The 16607-nt window shown below is 64.8% G+C and carries 13 protein-coding genes and 1 pseudogene; 12 read left to right on the top strand and 2 right to left on the bottom strand.

What is annotated here, in order from left to right:
• Nucleotides 1-42 precede the first annotated feature (42 nt).
• From BJP06_RS03030 to eccB, 5 genes and pseudogenes are all read left to right on the top strand, one after another.
• The gene (locus BJP06_RS03030; protein ID WP_070363062.1) at nt 43-1056 is read left to right on the top strand and encodes a DNA-directed RNA polymerase subunit alpha; all 1014 of its coding nucleotides are present in this window, start codon (nt 43-45) and stop codon (nt 1054-1056) included.
• Between the two features lie 42 nt (nt 1057-1098).
• Nucleotides 1099-1479 (top strand): annotated as a pseudogene (rplQ, locus tag BJP06_RS03025) (50S ribosomal protein L17); the annotation flags it as partial.
• A 122-nt stretch (nt 1480-1601) separates the two neighbouring features.
• Nucleotides 1602-2441: a tRNA pseudouridine(38-40) synthase TruA gene (gene truA, locus BJP06_RS03020; protein WP_071572769.1), complete on the top strand. Its 840-nt coding sequence runs from the start codon at nt 1602-1604 to the stop codon at nt 2439-2441.
• A gap of 58 nt (nt 2442-2499) precedes the next feature.
• Nucleotides 2500-4638, top strand: a complete 2139-nt coding sequence (locus BJP06_RS03015) for a DUF6541 family protein (RefSeq protein WP_252930977.1) — start codon at nt 2500-2502, stop codon at nt 4636-4638.
• A gap of 49 nt (nt 4639-4687) precedes the next feature.
• The gene (eccB, locus tag BJP06_RS03010) at nt 4688-5941 is read left to right on the top strand and encodes a type VII secretion protein EccB (protein WP_071572768.1); all 1254 of its coding nucleotides are present in this window, start codon (nt 4688-4690) and stop codon (nt 5939-5941) included.
• Here eccB and BJP06_RS03005 read toward each other — a convergent pair.
• A complete protein-coding gene (locus tag BJP06_RS03005; RefSeq protein WP_071572767.1) occupies nt 5938-7131 on the bottom strand; it encodes a S8 family serine peptidase in 1194 nt (397 codons plus the stop codon). The genes eccB and BJP06_RS03005 overlap by 4 nt on opposite strands.
• A 4-nt stretch (nt 7132-7135) precedes the next feature.
• Complete coding sequence (gene eccD / locus BJP06_RS03000) at nt 7136-8461, bottom strand: type VII secretion integral membrane protein EccD (RefSeq protein WP_177224252.1); 1326 nt, start codon at nt 8459-8461, stop codon at nt 7136-7138.
• Nucleotides 8462-8598: 137 nt separating this feature from the next.
• Here eccD and eccCa point away from each other — a divergent pair, with 137 nt between their 5' ends.
• The 7 genes from eccCa to glmM all read left to right on the top strand — a co-directional run bounded on the left by eccCa (nt 8599) and on the right by glmM (nt 16598).
• Nucleotides 8599-12255, top strand: a complete 3657-nt coding sequence (gene eccCa / locus BJP06_RS02995) for a type VII secretion protein EccCa (protein ID WP_071572868.1) — start codon at nt 8599-8601, stop codon at nt 12253-12255.
• The gene (locus BJP06_RS02990; RefSeq protein ID WP_071572765.1) at nt 12252-13169 is read left to right on the top strand and encodes a type VII secretion-associated protein; all 918 of its coding nucleotides are present in this window, start codon (nt 12252-12254) and stop codon (nt 13167-13169) included. Before eccCa ends, BJP06_RS02990 begins: the two co-directional genes overlap by 4 nt.
• 154 nt (nt 13170-13323) lie before the next feature.
• A complete protein-coding gene (locus tag BJP06_RS02985) occupies nt 13324-13641 on the top strand; it encodes a WXG100 family type VII secretion target (protein ID WP_071567367.1) in 318 nt (105 codons plus the stop codon).
• 65 nt (nt 13642-13706) lie between these two features.
• Entirely contained in the window at nt 13707-13991 is a 285-nt protein-coding gene (locus BJP06_RS02980) for a WXG100 family type VII secretion target (protein WP_070477587.1), read from the top strand.
• 194 nt (nt 13992-14185) lie between these two features.
• Nucleotides 14186-14629 carry a 50S ribosomal protein L13 gene (gene rplM, locus BJP06_RS02975; RefSeq protein WP_070363053.1) on the top strand — a complete coding sequence of 148 codons (444 nt, stop codon included), beginning with the start codon at nt 14186-14188 and terminating at the stop codon, nt 14627-14629.
• The gene (rpsI, locus tag BJP06_RS02970; protein WP_070363052.1) at nt 14629-15159 is read left to right on the top strand and encodes a 30S ribosomal protein S9; all 531 of its coding nucleotides are present in this window, start codon (nt 14629-14631) and stop codon (nt 15157-15159) included. The genes rplM and rpsI overlap by 1 nt, the downstream gene beginning before the upstream one ends.
• A gap of 95 nt (nt 15160-15254) precedes the next feature.
• Nucleotides 15255-16598, top strand: a complete 1344-nt coding sequence (glmM, locus tag BJP06_RS02965) for a phosphoglucosamine mutase (RefSeq protein ID WP_071572764.1) — start codon at nt 15255-15257, stop codon at nt 16596-16598.
• The last annotated feature ends 9 nt before the right edge of the window (nt 16599-16607 follow it).

Here is a 16607-nt window from a genome sequence, read left to right as displayed (position 1 = left end):
TCTCGCGGCTTCATATAGTGGTAGCCGGAAAAGGAGAAGTTCATGCTCATCTCACAGCGTCCGCAGCTGACCGAGGAGTACATCGATACCAACCGCTCGAAGTTCATCATCGAGCCACTCGAGCCAGGTTTTGGTTACACGCTGGGTAACTCCCTGCGCCGTACGCTGCTGTCGTCCATTCCGGGCGCAGCGGTTACCTCGATCAAGATTGATGGTGTGCTCCATGAGTTCACCACCATCAACGGTGTGAAGGAAAACGTTTCCGAGATCATCCTCAACATCAAGGACATCGTGCTGTCGTCGGAGTCCGACGAGCCAGTCGTGATGTACCTGTCCGTTGAAGGCCCGGGAGTCGTTACCGCCGGCGACATTGAGACGCCAGCTGATGTTCAGATCCACAACCCGGATCTGCACATCGCTTCGCTCAATGAGCAGGCACGCCTTGAGATGGAGCTTGTCGTGGAGCGTGGCCGTGGCTACGTCCCGGCGATGCCGAACTCTGGTGGGGAAGCCGGCCGCATTCCGGTCGACCAGATCTACTCGCCAGTGACCCGTGTTGCCTACAAGGTTGAGGCAACCCGTGTTGAGCAGCGCACTGACTTCGACAAGCTGATCATCGACGTGGAGACGAAGAACTCCATGTCTGCTCGCGACGCGTTGGCTTCGGCCGGTTCCACCCTGGTGGAGCTGTTCGGCCTGGCACGTGAGCTGAACACGGCAGCAGAAGGCATCGAGATCGGCCCGTCCCCACAGGAGACGGAGTACATCGCGGCTTACAACCTGCCGATTGAGGATCTCAACTTCTCCGTCCGGTCCTACAACTGCTTGAAGCGCGAGGGCATCAACACCGTCGGCCAGCTGGCTGAGTGCTCTGAAACCGACCTGATGGATATCCGCAACTTTGGCGAGAAGTCCATCAATGAGGTCAAGATCAAGCTCGCCTCCATGAGCCTGACGCTGAAGGACGCTCCGGAAGATTTCGACCCGACCCAGATCGAAGGCTACGACGCTGAGACTGGTGACTACGTCGACGACACCGCGGAAGAAACCGAGTAAACCAAGAGCACGCGCTCACAATCCCATACGAGGAGTACGAAAATGCCTACCCCGAAGAAGGGTGCCCGTCTCGGAGGGTCCGCCGCCCACCAGAAGCACATTCTGTCTAACCTGGCGCAGTCCCTGTTCGAGCACGGCGCCATCACGACGACCGATGCAAAGGCGAAAGCACTTCGCCCATACGCTGAGAAGCTGATCACCAAGGCGAAGGGCGGTTCCCTGCAGGAACGCCGCGCTGTTGCTGCGAAGCTTCCGAACAAGCAGATCGTTGCATACCTGTTCAACGAGCTTGCACCGAAGTTCGAAAACCGCAACGGCGGCTACACCCGCCTGATCAAGGTTGCACCTCGCTCCGGCGACAACGCTCCAATGACCCAGATTTCCCTGGTTCTGGAGCCAGCTGAGGCGAAGGCTTCCAAGGAGGACTAATCCTTCGCTGAGTGAGCTTTTCTAGCTCAACCACATGAGACCCCGCGTGCACCTTCACGGTGTCGCGGGGTTTTCGCATTCTAAGAGCACGCGACCAGTTTGCTAGCCTGTAACGAATGAACACGATGCGGCTGCGTTTCGACATCGCCTATGACGGCACCGACTTCCACGGCTGGGCCCGGCAGAAAGGAGACCTGCGGACCGTCCAAGGAACCGTGGAGGACGCGCTCGCGCTTGTGCTGCGCCACCCCGTCGCCCTGACGGTCGCGGGCCGTACGGATGCGGGGGTGCACGCCCGCGGCCAGGTGGCGCACGCAGACATCGACCCGGCCGCGTTGCAGCAGCGCTCTCTTGACGGTGATCCTGCGCGCCTGGTGCGTCGCCTTGCCAAACTGCTACCGGATGACATCCGAGTTCACCAAGTTCGGGAGGTCGCCCCTGAGTTCGACGCCCGCTTCTCGGCGATGGCGCGTCACTACATCTACCGCGTCACTACTAGCCCAGCGGGGGCGCTGCCGACACGGACGCGTGACACTGCGGTGTGGGCTCGCCCGGTCGACGTGCAACTGATGCAGCAGACCGCCGACGTGCTGCTCGGGTTGCACGACTTCGCGGCGTTCTGCAAGCCGCGACCGCACGCGACGACGATCCGCGACGTGCACAGCTTCCGCTGGGTGGACGCTTCCACGGAGGCGGAGCCGCAGCTCTACGAGGCACACATCAGTGCCGACGCGTTCTGTTGGAACATGGTGCGCGCGTTGACCGCGACGTGCCTCACGGTCGGGCAGGGTAAGCGCGACCTGGCGTGGGCCACTGGACTGCTCGACGCCACTGAGCGGCGCGCCGACGTACCGTTAGCCCCCGCGAAGGGGCTGACCTTCGACCACGTTGTGTACCCACCAGAGCAGGAGTGGGAGGCACGAGCCAACACAACTCGTGATCGGCGTTCGCTCTGAGAGCGCAAAGCGATAAGATTTCACCAGTCTCAACGTCTTAGGTCTCGAAGGAGTACGCGTGGTCACTGCTGGGATGTTCATAGCAGCGGTACTTGTGTTTGTGCTGCCAGGATTCCTGGTCAACGTCATCTCCGGCATGCGTGTGCCGGCGTCGGTGGTGGCGTCGATACCCGTGAGCTTCGGCATTATTGGCTTCAGTGCCTGGTCTTGGGGCCTGACTTCGGCGAGGTTTTCGCCGTGGACGTTCTCTGTGAGCGTGGAGTTTGTGATGTTGTGTGCTGCGGGGTGGCGCTACGCGTTTGCGCGCCGCGCCCGCGAGCGCTGGACTGGCACCGGGCAACTGTCGTGGCGTCGGGCGCTGCTGCCGGGGACTCCGCAGGAGCGGCGCGAAGGCAGCGTGGTTGACCCCGTCTGGGTGCTGCCGCTGCTTGGTGTGATTACGGGGTCGGCGATGCTGATCAGTGACAAGCTGCGGTGGCTACAGGGAACTCCGCTGGGTTTGGCAAATATCGTGCAGGGTTGGGATTCCCAGTGGCACGCCAATACTGTGCGCTTCATCATGGATGAGGGGATTGCGTCGCCAACGCGCATGGGGGAGTTGATGTACCAGGAGACGCACAGTTCGCTGTTGTATCCCTCGGGGTACCACGCGGGGGTTGCGTTGTTTGCCAAGACCGCTGGGATGGCGCCGATCCCCGCGCTGAATGTGGCGCAGGCGATCGTGCCATCGGTGGCGGCTTGCGTGTCCGTGGCGTGCCTGGTGTTTGCGTTTCTGCGGTCGCGGGGGCTGACGGCGCAGATCGCGGCGGGGTTCGCGCCGCTGCTGGTGTACGGTGCGCCGCAGCTGATGTGGGTGTCGGATTTTGTTGGCATGTGGCCGTACATGATGGCAGTTGCGCTCACGGGCATTGTGATTTGGCAGTTCCTGGAGGTGCCACGGCATCACAACTCGGCGTTTGCGGCGGCCATCGGGTTCTTCGGGGTGGTGGCGGTGCACCCGTCGCCGGTGACCACGATTGCGCTGGCGGTGGCCTTCGCTTGGTGCTTTTCGACGCTTCTTCGTCCCGTCCGTTCACGCCTCGTGGACACTGTCTGGTTAGCGGCCCCGGCGCTTGCCGGTGCGGTGCTGTTCCTGCCACAGATGTTTGCTGGTTCCGAGCAGGCGCAGGAGGTCGCGGGGTGGTCTACTCCGGAGGATGGCACGGCGCCAAATCCGTGGGCGCTCGCGATCACGATGGATACGCGCCACGTCACTGAGTACTTCCCGAACTACAACCCGACTGTGCTGCTGTGGCTCGCGCTCGTGGGGGCGGTGGCGCTTGTGGCGTGGCGTCGCCAGGTGTGGCCGGTGGCGTTCTACGTCCTGTCACTTGCGACGGTGGTGCAGGCAACCGCACCGCTTCCGCCGGTGCTGGACGTGGTGCCTTCGCTGGTTTCGGGGCTGCACTACAACACGGCGCACCGCCTGGTGTTGCCGGTGGTGATGTGCGTCATCGTCGCGGCGGCCATAGGGGCCTCGGTGATGATTCGGATGCTGACATTGGCGCCGGTTGCCGCGCGTGAGGGCACGGTGGTGGCGAAGGGGGCGTCGACAATTGGGGCGGTGCTCGTGTCTCTCGTGGTGGCTGCGAGTACTGCGACCGCCGTGCACGCGAATGCAGCTCAATCGGCGGAGGGCATTTACACCGCTCCGCGCGTTGGTGGGCGGATGGTCAACGATGACGACCTGGCTGCGTTCGACTGGCTCGCGACGCAGCCTGCGGCGTGGGAAGGCGTGACCTATGGCGAGCCCGCAGACGGGCATTCGTGGATCTACGCCTACAACGGCGTGCCGACGCTCTCACGGCACTACCTGTGGCCGGCGAAGACACGAGGCGACGACACCGCAACTGCGCTGTTCGACGTAGAGATGCTCGGGCGTGGCGTACTCGGTGACGCGACAGCAAAGAATGCAGTAGACCGGGCCGTTGAGCGGCTGAATATCAAGTTCTACATCGCATCGCCGCCGTCGTTCTGGGCGCAGCAGCCACCTCGCGTGAACCTGAATAATGGCACCGCCAACAGCGCCCTGACCCCGGTGTACGTGAAGGACGACACGGTGATCTTCGCGGTGAACGAGGCGTTTACGCGCGCCGAGCTTGCGAAGATGCAGGCTGACGCCGTCAAGCACGGCTCGGAACCGCTGGAGCTTTGGTAGTGTAAGGCAGCGTTATTGGTTATTGGGGGATACAACATCGGGGGTATACATGTCGCAGCGATTGTTGCCAACAACGCGACCGCAGGTGTCGGGGCACAGGTTCATGCAGCGCCGCGTGGAGCACGGCCTCATCTACGGCGACATCCGGATGATCCATGACCCGCTGGCGGCGCGGCGCCGCGCGGGGATCTTCGGGGCGGTCGGGGTGGTGCTGATCGCCGCGGTGATGGGGCTATTCGCCTGGATGAGCCCGAACCCGCACCCCGGTGAAGCCCCGATCGTGCGAGCTACTGACGGCGGCCTGTACGTGCGTGTCGACGGCACCTTGCACCCTGTGACGAACTTGACTTCCGCTCGCCTCATCGCCGGGGAGGCCGCCGAGCCTGCCCGCGCCGGTGGGGACTACTTGGCCACGGTGCCGCGCGGCCTGCCAGTGGGCATCGTCGCGGCTCCTGGGATGTTTGCCCCTGAGGCCACGGAGGCGCATGCCTGGTCCGCGTGCCACACCGAGGGCAAGGTCACGGTGGTCGCGGGTCAAGCGCCTGCGCCGCTACCGAGGGGCACGGCGGTGCTGGCGGTGGCGGATCACCGTGAGTGGGTCGTCGACGCGCACGGCCGTAGGCAGCTGCCGCCATCCACCACGCCGGAGGGGCGCATCATGCGCCGTGCCCTGGGGATCGACGCCACGACGCCGCGCTGGTCGCCGCCGAACGCGGTGCTTGGTGCCCTGCGCGAGGGTCCGGCGTTCACGCTGCCACCGCGCCTCCCTGAGGTACTGCGCACCCCGGAGACTACCTGGGTGCTTACGGAGCACGGCGGTGTGCAGCAAGTCTCTGACACGGCCGCCCAAGTGCTTCTCGACGCCGGCGCCGCATCCCGCAACGTCAACCGCGCAGACATCGCGCACTACCCGGACGCGCAGCCGCCACTGGACCTGCGCATCCCGCACGAGGCTCCGCGCTGGGTGCAACCCACACAGGACACGGTGTGCGTGAACGACAAACGTGGCGCAGCCACCTGGCCGAAGGACGACGGTGAGGTGCTCGAAGGGGCGATAGCGCTGGCGGGGACGGGCACCGCGACCCACTTCGCGGGACTACGCGAGGGCGCCGTCGGCGTGGATACAGGGCAAGGCCTGCTCGTGGTGTCGCCGGAGGGCTCCCGCCACGAGGTCGCCGGGCGGGACACGCTGGAGCTGATCGGCGTGCGCCACACCGAGGAAGCGCCGTGGCAGATCGTTGCGCTGCTGCCGAGTGGAGCTCCGCTCGAGCGGTCGGTGGCGCTGAAACCGGTGGCGTCTTAGAGCCCGCGGCGTCCGCGGCCCCCACGGAGGGAGCGCGCCACGATCGTCAGCGCGATGCATGCCAAGAGCCCACCGAGTGCCAGCCCGGCGCGCCGGGCCGCAAGGGATGCGGTGGGCAACGGTGCGTCGATGGTGGTGACGGTTGCCTCGCGCGGTGGCGTGGGTGGGAGTTGCGTGACGATGTCTTCTGGGCGCAGCGCCCCGCCGTTGGGTTCCGCGGCGGCGTAGACGATCTCACGCACTTGTTGCGGTGAGAGGTGTGGATAGCGGTCGAGGAGGAGGGCGATGGCGCCACTGACGACGGGTGCGGCGAAGCTGGTGCCCACGTAGGGCTGCACGGTTGGTGTGCCGTCGGGTTGGAGCTCGCCGGTGATGCCGGTGGCGAACCCTGCGCCGTCGGACGCGAGGACCACGGGTGTGGTGCCGCGGGCGGAGAGCGGCGGCTTTGGGGATGCGATGGAGTAGTCGGCGACAGTGTGGGAGTCCTCGCGTGCGCCGACGGCAAGGACCGTGGGCATGTGCGCGGGGAAGACGGCGAAGCCGTGGGCGCATTCGTTGGTGGCGTTGCCGGCGGCGGCCACGACGACGGCGCCGGAGGTTTCGGCGCGGTGGAGTGCGGCCTCCAGCTCGCGGGTGTCCAGGCTTGTGGCGAGGTAAGGCGGCATGCAGGAGACGACTGAGATGTTGATGACGCGTGCGCGCTCGTCGACGGCGTTGTTGATGGCGTCAGTGAGGGTGGCGAGTGATCCTGCGGCCTGCTCTTCGCGGTAGTGCGCGGAGGTTTGCCGGATGGAGATGAGGTGCGCTGCGGGCGCGATGCCGAGGTCGCGGCTGGCGATGATGCCGGCGACGATGGTGCCGTGGCTGTCGCAGTCGAAGAATGGATCGGGGTCGTCGGGTGTGACGAAGTCCCGGCCGGGTGTGACCGGCGGCAGTTGCGGGTGCCGCGCGATGCCGGTGTCGATGACGGCGACGCGCACCCCGCGTCCACTCGCGTGGCTGCGGGACGCGGCGACGGATGGGTCAGGCTCCAGTGGCGTGTCGCGGTCTGGCGGCAGGTGCGCGGGGCGGGCGCAGGCGTAGTCCTGGGCCTGCGCCGGTGGGGCCGGGATCGAGATTGGCAGCGTCGTTCCAACGGCGAGCGGGACGCAGAGGGTGACGAAGAGGCGTCGAGAAGCAGTGGTGCGCATGGGCTTACAGCCCCCGGATGAGGTCGAACAGCCCGGTGAGGTGCACCGCGAGCGGGATGACTGCGATGATGGCGGCGGCTTCGGCGCGCTCGAACCACACCACCGTGGTTGGCTCGAGGTCAGGCACGCGGCGCGACCAGATGACGGCGGTAGCGCACACAATGGCGATGCAGCCTGCGGCCACGAGGAACGCTGGGTGCGGGCTTGACTCGTATACGGTGGCGAGCACCACGGCACCGAGCGCACCGAGGGCCAGCGCCGTCAGTGCTATTCGCGGGGTGGGGTAGTGGTGGCGCACCGCGTGGATGAGTAGCGCGCCAGCCATGCAACCGGCGAGTGCGACGCGCCAGCCCAGTGCGGCGTCCATCGTGGCAATGCCGTAGAGCGCTGGTAAGCAGCAGGTGGTCACGGCACATGCAATCGCGGCAGATACGGTCAGCGCGGTGAGGCTGCGTGTATCGACGTCATGCTGGTACACATCCGAGCGATCAAATTCCTCGCCAGCGGTGGGGATGCGTGGCACCTTCAAGCCCGCGGCGGCCGTGGCGATATGGGGCGTGAGCATGACCAGCAGCAACCCGAGCAGCACGACCACCGCCGCCCCCGCGTGGTGCTGCGGCAACCACGCACCGAGCGAGGCCGCGGCAAGGAGCAGCGCGCACACCGCCGCGAAGGTCGTGACCGCCGCACCGCACAGCCTGAGCATCGCGCCGATGACCACGCAGGCCACGGCGGTGATCGCGGCGGCTAGCATCCCGATTGCCGTATCGCTCGACCCGTCCCACGTAGCCGGAGGCCCAGCCACCCAGGCGCCGACTGCGAAAGGGGCCGCGCACAGAAACGCTACGTAAACCGCGCTGCTTCGCGCCGCGAGCGACAGCACCAGCGCCGCCGCAGCAGCAAGGCCCGCGCCGAACGCCACTCCGCCGACCGTGCCAGCCACCGCTGCAATGCACAGCAGGCCCAGCAGCGTCGCGCCGATGTGTAGGCCACGCACGTCGCGGGCAGAGGCCGCGGCCGCACTCAGGGAATGGGCCGCGTCGCGGATCACGGGCGGTGCCGCCTGCTCCTGTGGGCGCATCACCGCCGTCGCGCCGTTTCGCATCTTGAGCTGGTACAACGGCGCATGCCCATCGAGCGGGATGCCAGCTACGTTGGTGAACTCCCAAGGGCGGTGCAGCTGCGGCAGTTCCACGAAGCGCGCGATCTCGGGTATCAGTTCGTAGAGCGACGAGGACGTCGGCAAACTGAGGTCGATATCGCGGTGAAGCGAAGCGACGTCGATACGGATGGTGACGTGCACGATGTGATGCGTTGCAGAAACTGCCACGATGAATCCCCCCGGAAAACAAACAAATGCGCGACTTGGCGCTTAACTTGAACAATGTAGCGCACCATCGCCTAGAATGCATGCAGACGTTGCGCGAGGGGGATTGCGCAACCGGGGAAATGCATGAGGGGGAAAGCATGCTTGGTCTTGACCACGAACCAGTCGTGACACCATCGACGGCGCACACACTCGCGCCGCCACCACCACTGCCGACCGGCCAACTCCGCGCCGAAGCGGTACCGCAGGCGCACAAGGACCAGCCGATGCCACTGTTGAAAGTACTGCTGCCCGTGGTCATGGTGGTTGCCATCGGCGCGGTGATGGCGCTGATGGTGATGTCCGGGCGCACCGTGAGCCCAATGATGCTCATCTTCCCGGTCATGATGCTCTTCGGCATGGTCACCATGTTTTCGCCACAGGAGCGCCAGGGCGACATCGACGAGACACGCCGGGTCTACCTGCGGCACCTGGACGCCCTCGCCCACCGGGCGCGCAGCAACGCCGAGATCCAACGCGAGCACGCTGAATACCTCCACCCGGCACCGAACGCCCTGCTCACGGCGGTGCCTGCGGAGCGTGTCTGGGAACAGTACGCCGCCTCGCCGTACGCGCTGCAGGTGCGCATTGGTGTTGGCGCGGTGGCACTGCATACCCCAATCGAGGTCGACGACCCTGGCTCGCCCGAGGACCTCGACCCGGTGTGCGCGGTGAGCCTGCGCAGGACGGTCGCCGCGGTGAACACGATCCAAGAGATGCCGATCGTGGTGGCGCTCAATGCGTTTCCCGTGATCACGATGGTGGGGCCGCGTGCGGCGGAGGTCGCGCGCTCGATCGTTGCCCAGCTAGCGTTTTTCCACGGCCCGGAGCTCGTCGGCATCGACGCCACCCAGGCGCCGAGCGAATTCGAGTGGGTGAAGTGGCTGCCGCACTCCGCCACGCCGGAGGCGGCCGAGTTCCAAGTCATACTTCTCGACGCCACCACCCACCCCTCAGTGATCTCCTTCAGCACTAGCGCCGCCAGCAGCGAGAACGCGTGCGTGCTGGTTATCCACCCGGACCCGGACTGGCTGGTGGACGAGGATGCGTTCCACCTGGTCTGCGACGACGAACTCCACGCACTGACCGGGATGGGCCTGGAGTTTCTGGGCAGGCCCGACAGGATCGGTGTTGCGGAGGCGGAGCTCATCGCGCGCCAACTGGCGTTCTATCGCCGCCCCGAACAGCTCAGCGCCGAAAGCGCCTCCCACGGAGGCAAGCTGCTCCCGATGCTCGGCATCAACGACATCGCCGAGCTCAACGAGCACACCATGTGGACCGGACGCGAAGGCACCCGACAGCGCCTCATGGTCCCGATTGGCTCGACTGCCCAGGGCCAGGCCCTCTACCTGGACCTGAAAGAGTCCGCCCAGGGCGGGATGGGCCCACACGGGTTGTGCATCGGTGCGACGGGGTCCGGAAAATCGGAACTTCTCAGGACGCTCGTGGTGGCGCTTGCCGCCACGCACTCGCCGGAGGAGCTCAACCTCGTGCTCGTGGACTTCAAAGGCGGCGCAACGTTTCTCGGCTGCGAGTCCTTGCCTCACACCTCGGCGGTCATTACCAACCTGGAGGACGAATCCATCCTGGTTGAGCGCATGTACGACGCCATCTCCGGTGAGATGAACCGTCGCCAGGAGCTGCTGCGCAAGGCTGGGAACTACGCCAATATCACCGACTACACCGCGGCCCGGCTCGCGGGCGAGGATCTCGCGCCGCTGCCGGCGCTGGTGATCATCCTGGACGAGTTTTCTGAGTTGCTCAGCCAACACCCGCACTTCGCTGACCTGTTCGTGGCCGTCGGCCGACTTGGCCGCTCGCTGGGCGTGCACCTGCTACTTGCCTCCCAGCGCTTGGAGGAGGGCAAGCTGCGCGGGCTGGACTCGCACCTTTCCTACCGAATTGGTCTCAAGACGTTCTCCGCGGCCGAATCCCGCCAGGTGCTCGGTGTGCCGGACGCCTACGAGCTACCCAGCGAGCCCGGCGCGGGCTTCTTGTCCACGGGCTCAGGCGACTTGGAGCGTTTCCGCGCGGCGTACGTGTCGGGGCCGCTGGAGCGCGCCCGCGGCGTGACCAGGCGCGAGGCGGCCGTGGAGGTTCGCCTGTTTCACGGGTGGGAGCCTCCGCCGGTGGAGGACGCGAAGGAGAGTGTCGGCGTCGATACTGATGCGACCACGACGTTGCTGGCGGCGGTCGTCGAGAAGTCGAGGGAGGTGGCGGATGCCCTGGGCATGCGGGCGCACCAGGTGTGGCTGCCGCCGCTGCCTGCACAGATTGAGCTTTCGCAGGTCTACGGTGGCAGCGAGACGCTGCCGAAGCTGCAGGCGATCATCGGGGTCATTGACGAGCCGATCAAGCAGCGCCAGGTACCGCTCGTGCTGGACCTGTCGGTGGCGGGTGGCCACGTGGCGCTCGCGGGTGGACCGCAGACGGGCAAGTCGATGGCGGTGCGCACGATGGTGGCGTCGCTCGCGCTGCGCCACTCCACTGACGAGCTGTGCTTCTACATTATCGACGCCGGCTCCGGCGACTTCAGCGACGTCGCCGAACTGCCGCATGTGGCGGGTGTTGCGCAGCGCACGGACGAGGAGCGCGTGCGCCGCGTCGTCGACGAGCTGGTCGAGATGCTCGACGACTCGCAGCGGCGCACGAAGCGCCACACCGTGTTGATTGTGGACGGCTGGCACACGTTGCTCGCACCGGATGCGAAGACGGAGGACCTGCGCGAACCGTTGACGCGCCTCGCGGCGGAGGGCCCGGCCGTCGGTATTCACCTGGTTGCGACTACACAGCGTTGGAACGCGATCCGCGCGAACGTCCGTGACGTGATCGGCACGAGGATTGAGCTGCATCTTACCGAACCGATGGACTCGGTGATTAATAGGAAGGTGCAGGCGAAACTTCCCGCGCTGCCGGGCCGCGGCATTACCGAAGAGGGGGCGTTCATGCTGGTTGCGCACACCTCCGCGCAGGACGTGGCACATGTACGCGCAGCGACGCAGGGCCAGCATCGGGTGCCGCGCCTGCGAGTGCTGCCGAACCACGTGGAGGTTGCGGACCTGCTCACCTCGGGAGGCCAACGTCTGCCACTCGGCGTCGGTGGACCCCGACTTGCACCGCTGTGGAGCGAGTCTGGCCACCTGCTGGTCATCGGTGCGAGCGGTGCTGGCAAGTCCACAGCGATTGCCTCGGCCATCACCGCGATTGAGGCGATGGGCCGTGAGCAGGCCCGCATGGTGATTCTGGATGTGCGCCGCGCGCACCTCGGGCGGGCGAACCCAGACATGGTGGCGGCCTACGCAGCCTCTACCAGCGCCGTCGACGAGGCGGTCAGTGCGCTGATCACCACGCTGCGCGGCAGGCTACCCGGCGCGGACGTGACCCCGCAGCAGCTCGCGCAGCGTTCCTGGTGGGAAGGCCCGGAGCTCTATCTCGTCATCGACGACCTCGAGCTCGTCCCGGAGGACACCCTGCGCGAGCTGGCCACGCTGTTCCCGCACGCCCGCGACATTGGCCTGCACGTGGTGGCCGCCCGCAAGTTCGGCGGAGTATCGCGCGCCATGTTCGGCAGCTTCCTGTCCTCGCTGAAGGACCTGTTGCCCGACGTCGTCATCCTCGACGGAACCAGGGACGAAGGCGCGCTCTTCGGGGTGCGTCCAGTCCCACAGCCGCCCGGCCGAGGCCTGCTCGTCCAGTCAGGTGAGGCCCGTGGCCTGGTCCAAGTCGCAGCACCCTACCCAGAAGGAGGCACTCTATGAAACCCGATCTTCGCATCACCATGACGTCCACGAACACCGTGTTCACCGGCGCCGCCAACGTCCACCGTTTCGACGGCCCCGGCCCGCGGGAAGTCGCGCAGTACGTGCGTGGCCTGTTCGGGCCAGATCCGGGCGGCGCCGTGATTCAGATCGCCGCGAGCCCCGAGGACCTCGATCAGTTTGAGCAGGCCATGAGCGGCTACGACGTCACTATTACCGCCGAGCGCCTAGAGGTAGAGGCTGACCCTCCGACCGAAGAGCAACCCGCGATTACGGCCGCAGACCTTGCACCACGTCGCGCGTGGTGGCCGTTTGTCGCCCTCGGCGCCGCAGTGGTTGTGGTCGCAGCAATCTGCGGGTTCGTGCTATTTCGTTTCTTATCGACGCCCTCTTCGCCCACGTCCGCCCAGGCTTCAGAAGGGGCGACGTCGACCACTGTGCTGCACAGTCAACCGACGGCCTCGCGGGCGTCAACAAGCCCCTCTTCTTCTGTTGCGAGCGAGCCTACCGCCGTGCGAATCGCGCAGGACGGACTTGCGATTGAGCTGCCTCCCGGGTTCCAACTCGCGCAGCACGAGCAGGGCTGGATGGCAACAGGCGCCGACCCCGACATGCGCGTACTGATCTCCGCAGAGAACCGCTACACGCTGCCGCCCGAGCAGTTCGTAGCGCAGCTGCTCGGGGGTATCGAGCGCGACCCTGAGCTCACGCTCGTGGATCACAACCTCCACGCCGTGACGTACCGCGAGACGCCCCCCGGAGGAGCCGAAACGCTGTGGCGAACCTGGGCGCAGGATTCTTACCAGCTTTTCGTGGCGTGCCAGACGCGGCAGGCGCCCAGCAGGGTGCAGCAGGCGACGTGCCAGATGGCCTTCGACACCGCCGAATTCACGCCACCGACAGGGGAGGGGTGAGGCAAACTCGCAGCATACACGTGGTGGGAGGGTGGGGAGAAAAGTTTCTTCAACATTGAGGGAACCGGAGCACCAAAACGTGCGTCCAACTATATGAACAGCTTGGAAGGCTGTCGTTACAACCAAGACACAGTACCTAGTAGGGGGATTGAACATGGAACAGTTCAGAACAGAAGCCGACGTCATGCGCGCAACTGCCGACCGGGCAGATGACACCAACGCCAACGTCAATCGAGAAATCGACCGCGTGCAGCAGGTCGCGGAGTCCACGCGCAGCTACTGGGTGGGCAATGCGCAGCGCAGCTTCGATGACCTGATGGTCCGCTACGACGACGCGCAGCGACGACTCTCTGAGGCGCTGCGTGACATCGCGAACAATATCCGCGACAACGCCAAGAACTACGAGAGCACCGACGCTACGAACACCGACAACTTCCGTTCGCTGTCCGGTTCCGCGGGCTTGGCGCTCTAAAACGCTCTCAGCGGTTCTCAGCAGACACAACGACCATCTTCCGAATGTAAAGGGACATACTCATCATGCAAATCAAGTACGACTTCGCCCAGATCGCCAACGCAGCTGAAGACATGCGCTCGTCGGCGACCCGCATCACCAGCCAGCTCAACGAACTGAAGCAGATCATCCAGCCGATGGCGCAGACCTGGGAAGGCACCGCAGCGTCCGCGTACCAGGCACACCAGGCGAAGTGGGACCAAGCCGCAGAGGATCTGAACACCATTCTGAACCAGATCGCCAGCACCGTTGAAGACGGCAACTCCACCATGCTCGCGGTAAACAACGCCGCGGCAAACAGCTGGGGATAACAACACAGAAGCTTGCTGAACAGCAAGGCGCCAGGGGGAGCGTCTTGCTGTTCAGTGCTTTGTGCTGTAAAGTTTGCAGCTTGTGTGCCGTGCTGCTTGTCGGGTCTCCACCGGCCGCCGTCTGAGCAGGATACAGCGCACAGTTTTATACGTTATGGCCGGCAGCCAACTAGACAGACTTGAAGGAGTCATGCATGTCTACTTACCACCCAAAGAGCGGTGACATTACCCGTAAGTGGTACGTCATCGACGCCACGGACGTGGTCTTGGGCAAGCTTGCGTCGACTGCAGCGGATATCCTGCGCGGCAAGCATAAGCCACAGTTCGCACCGAACGTTGACACCGGCGATCACATCATCGTGATCAACGCCGAGAAGGTCCACATCTCCTCGAACAAGCGCGATCGCGAGATGCGCTACCGCCACTCCGGCTACCCGGGTGGTCTGACTGCTATGACGCTTGGTCGTGCGCTCGATGAGCGTCCGGACCGCGTTATCGAGGAAGCTGTCAAGGGCATGATGCCGCACAACAAGCTTTCCCGCGAGTCCATCAAGAAGCTTCACGTCTTCGTCGGCTCCGAGCACCCATACGAGGCTCAGAAGCCGGAAACCTACGAGTTTAAGCAGGTGGCACAGTAATGGCTGATCAGAACAACATCGCAGCTGAGACCGACATCGACGCGGCAACCGCGGCGACGGAAGAGTTCAACTACACCATCGGTGACGCTATTGCTCCAGAGGTCGAGGAGACCCAGGACACCGTTGAGGTTGCACCGCTGCACGAGGGCCCAATCCAGACCGTTGGTCGTCGTAAGCGCGCAATCGCTCGCGTGACCGTCGTCGAGGGCGAAGGCAAGATCACGGTCAACGGCCGTGAGTTCGAGGACTACTTCCCGAACAAGCTGCACCAGCAGGACATCCTGCTGCCGCTGACCCTGCTCGAGCGCGAGGGCCAGTTCGACATCAAGGCAAACATCAAGGGCGGCGGCCCAACCGGTCAGTCCGGTGCGCTGCGTCTGGCGATTGCCCGTGCACTGAACATCTACAACCCGGCTGAGCGCCCAACCCTGAAGAAGGCTGGTCTGCTTACCCGTGACGCTCGTGCGGTCGAGCGTAAGAAGGCTGGTCTGCACAAGGCCCGTCGTGCACCGCAGTACTCCAAGCGTTAATCACTACGCTGGTTGTATCATCAACCGCCCCCTGGCACTGGCCGGGTGGGCGGTTGTTGTTTTTGTATAGCTGTCGGTAGTGCATAATAAACAACATGACTCGATTGTTTGGAACTGATGGTGTCCGAGGTCTCGCCAATGAGCGACTGACGGCGTCGTTGGCACTGAAGCTCGGTGCCGCCGCCGCGACCGTACTAACGAAGGACCGTGAGTCCTCGAAGCGACGCCCGACGGCGCTGATTGGCCGCGACCCACGCGTGTCCGGCGAAATGCTTGCGGCAGCGATGGCTGCGGGCATGGCGTCGAAAGGCGTGGATGTCCTGCGTGTCGGCGTGATCCCTACTCCCGGCTTGGCGTACCTCACTGATGACTACGGTGCGGACATCGGAGTGATGATCTCCGCGTCCCACAACCCCATGCCGGATAACGGCATCAAGTTCTTCTCCGCGGGTGGCCACAAACTGCCTGATGAGGTCGAGGACGAAATTGAGAGGGCTCTCGACACGCTTGAAGAAGGCGGGCCAACCGGCACCCGTATCGGCCGCGTGATCGAGGAGGCGCCGGACGCGCAAGATCGTTACCTGGCGCACCTCAAAGAGGCGATGAGCACCAGCCTGAAGGGCATCAAGGTCGTTGTAGACTGTGCGAACGGTGCGGCGTCCGAGGTCGCCCCGAAGGCGTACGAGGCCGCCGATGCCGAGGTTGTGGCGATCTACAACGAGCCGAACGCTTTCAACATTAACGATGGCTCCGGTTCCACTCATATGGACAAGATCCAGGCGGCCGTCGTCGAATACGGTGCTGATCTTGGCGTGGCACACGACGGCGATGCGGACCGCTGCCTCGCCGTCGACGCCGAAGGCAACATCATCGACGGTGACCAGATTATGGCGATCTTGGCCTGCGGCATGAAGGCCGAGAACAACCTGCGCGACAACACGCTCGTAGCCACGGTCATGAGCAATCTGGGACTTACCCTCGCCATGGAGCGCGAAGGCATTGCACTGAAGCAGACCGCAGTGGGCGACCGTTACGTTCTCGAGGAGCTCAACCGTGGGGACTTCTCGCTTGGTGGCGAGCAGTCCGGCCACATCGTTGTCCCGGAGCACGCCACGACTGGCGACGGCACGCTGTCCGCGCTGCTGCTGATGGAACAGATGGCGGAAACCGGCAAGAGCCTCAAGGAACTCGCACAGGTGATGCAGGTGCTGCCACAGGTACTCATCAACGTGCCGGTGTCGGAGAAGTCCAAGATTATGAGCTCGCAGGAGGTGCTGGCTGCGATCGATGAGGCCGAGGAAGAGCTCGGGCACTCGGGTCGCGTGCTGCTTCGTCCTTCCGGTACTGAGGAGCTGTTTCGCGTCATGGTGGAGGCCGCCGAGGAAGAACAAGCCCGAAAGGTGGCGGGTCGCCTCGCAGCTGTCGTTGCGGCAGTGTAGAGTCCGTTG

Origin of the sequence: Corynebacterium sp. NML120713 (assembly GCF_001875735.1) — a bacterium.
Classification (GTDB): Bacteria; Actinomycetota; Actinomycetes; order Mycobacteriales; family Mycobacteriaceae; genus Corynebacterium; species Corynebacterium pseudogenitalium.
The sequence above is the reverse complement of the archived record's forward strand: the minus strand, read 5'-3'. Positions and strand labels throughout refer to the sequence as shown.